General features: G+C 30.7%; 2 protein-coding genes, 1 tRNA gene and 1 rRNA gene. 3 read left to right on the plus strand and 1 reads right to left on the minus strand.

Annotated features, from left to right (window positions below; genetic code table 11):
- Nucleotides 1–9 precede the first annotated feature (9 nt).
- Nucleotides 10–126, plus strand: a 5S ribosomal RNA gene (gene rrf, locus CLVI_RS17045).
- A gap of 6 nt (nucleotides 127–132) precedes the next feature.
- Nucleotides 133–208: transfer RNA gene (locus CLVI_RS17050), tRNA-Lys, on the plus strand.
- A 152-nt stretch (nucleotides 209–360) separates the two neighbouring features.
- On the opposite strand, the gene CLVI_RS17055 is transcribed toward CLVI_RS17050, so the two are convergent.
- A complete protein-coding gene (locus CLVI_RS17055; RefSeq protein WP_106061445.1) occupies nucleotides 361–1,107 on the minus strand; it encodes a signal peptidase II in 747 nt (248 codons plus the stop codon).
- A 140-nt stretch (nucleotides 1,108–1,247) separates the two neighbouring features.
- Here CLVI_RS17055 and CLVI_RS17060 point away from each other — a divergent pair, with 140 nt between their 5' ends.
- Nucleotides 1,248–2,057: a pyruvate, water dikinase regulatory protein gene (locus tag CLVI_RS17060; protein WP_106061446.1), complete on the plus strand. Its 810-nt coding sequence runs from the start codon at nucleotides 1,248–1,250 to the stop codon at nucleotides 2,055–2,057.
- Nucleotides 2,058–2,333 lie beyond the last annotated feature (276 nt).

Genomic DNA, 2,333 nt, shown 5'->3' on the forward strand with positions numbered 1-2,333 from the left:
TCTGAAGAATCTGGTGATGATGGCGTAGAGGAAACACTCCTTTCCATTCCGAACAGGAAAGTTAAGCTCTATTGCGCCAATGGTACTGCATGGGCAACTGTGTGGGAGAGTAGGACGTTGCCAGGTATACATGGTTTACTAGCTCAGTTGGTAGAGCACTTGACTTTTAATCAAGGTGTCCGGGGTTCGATTCCCCGGTAAGCCACCAAAAAAGTTCTCTTCATTTGAAGAGATACTAATAAGACTTTGCTTAGTTTTAAATATAAAAAAGGATTTTACTTCTGTAAAATCCTTTTTTGTGTTGGTTTTTTATTGATAATGCTTAAAATAGAAAACTCCCACTTTACAAGTGGGAGTAGTTTACCTTTTTAGTAAATGGGTAAGATCAGTTTTCATGAATAAAAGAAATTTCTTTAGATATTTCATATCATCCTTAAAGGAACTACTATCATCCGAAGTTAAATATCCACTAGAATATGAGCCTAATAAAAAAAAGTAAAGACCTAGGTTAATATAAATGTCTTTTATATCTGCAATAAATAGATTACTTATCCCAATAAAATCTAAACTTCCTCCATAGAATACTTTATCTATAAGAGATCCTAAAGCCCCACAAAATAAGAATACAAAAGCCATATCACTCCAAAAAGTTTTATTACCATTAGATACGAAATATCTAAATAATTCCACTATGAGAAATAAAAAAATAATATTTGAGAAAATTAAAAGTGGAAAGCTAACTGATGTGCCAAATCTAGCGTTTAACCAAGAGCCATCTGTATTTATTATAGGATGAAAACTTAGAATGTTAGGGAAAATTTCAAATCTCTCATTGAAAAAGAAAAACTTGATTACAAGTTTAATTCCTTGATCCACTAGGATTAGAATTGAAAAGAAAAGAAAAAGTATTTTTAAAGGTATCCCATTTAAATTTCTTAAGCTAAGCACATAAACTATATAACCTGTAAAAGCAAATAAGATAATTAAAAGTAAATTTGCTATTACAGTCTCGGAATCAGTAACCCGACCAGTAATAGATTCAAATAGAAAATACAGAGACCACATTAAAGGCAGGCCCTCGATAGTAAATAGTTTCAAATGTTTCATATATACCTCCTAAATTAAACATATTTAAAGTTTACCACAGGGTATATTTTAATTCACGACTTATTTAAAGTAGTTAACTGCATTTGAATAATGTATAATAAAATAGAGAATTATGAAATTTGAGGAAAGAGGGTATTAGAATGTTAACAATTTTTGCAGTATCAGACTCCATTGGAGAAACATCCAATCAAGTAGCAATTGCAGTAGCTAGTCAATTTAAACAAGATGTAGTAGTAAAAAGAATGCCATACATTAAGACATTAGAAGATGTTGAAGATGTAATAAAGTCTATTGATGAATGTGAAAAGGCAATGATTATTTCAACAATAATAGCCGTAAATGTTAGAGAATATTTAACTGAAAAGGCTATAGGGAAAAATATATTTATCAATAATGTATTAGGACCAGTTATAAATGTTGCATCTACTTTATTAAATAAGATGCCAGATTATAATCCGGGTGCTATGTGGAGTACTGATGAGGAATACTTTAAGAGAATTGAAGCTATGGAGTTTGCTATGCAGTATGATGACAGTAAGGATTATAGAGGACTTAAAAATGCAGACGTTATATTGATAGGATTATCTAGAACATCTAAAACACCATTATGTATGTATCTAGCTAATAAAGGGTTAAAGGCAATTAATATACCTTTGGTACCTGAGGTGGGAGTCCCGGATGAATTGTTTGAATTAGATAGAAGAAAAATATTTGGACTTACTATAAATCCACTCCAATTAATAGAGATAAGAAAAAAAAGATTAGATAAATTTCATAGGATGCCTGCGGATATTGATTATGCTGGAGATGCTAGGATACTAGAAGAATTTGAATTTGCTGATAAAATAATGAGACGGTTAGGTTGTCAAGTTATAGAAGTTACCCAACGGGCAATAGAGGATACTGCATTAATAATAATAGAGACATTAGGAAGAAGAACAGGTAAGTAAAAAATCAAATAGATAGAAAGATTTTAAGGAGTGTAGGAACTTATACATAAGGGATTATGCTTCTCATTAAATAAGCTACTTACCAGTCTAATATGGGGGAAATTTATAATTAGGAATAAATATTAAAACGTGTTGACATGGAACAAAAGAAATGATAAGATAATGAAGTCGCTTAAGGGTGGCAAACAAATTGGTCTTTGAAAATTGAACAGATATTAATTAAGTTAAAAACCAGCAATTCTTTTTTATGAGTAAGTTTTTGAGTAGATTAAACTT

The sequence above is a fragment of the Clostridium vincentii genome, assembly GCF_002995745.1.
Classification (GTDB): Bacteria; Bacillota; Clostridia; order Clostridiales; family Clostridiaceae; genus Clostridium; species Clostridium vincentii.

Excerpts from the sequence above, each read along its gene's own strand:
- CLVI_RS17055 (WP_106061445.1), bottom strand. The coding sequence starts at position 1,107 with ATGAAACATTTGAAACTATTTACTATCGAGGGCCTGCCTTTAATGTGG.
- CLVI_RS17060 (WP_106061446.1), top strand. The coding sequence starts at position 1,248 with ATGTTAACAATTTTTGCAGTATCAGACTCCATTGGAGAAACATCCAAT.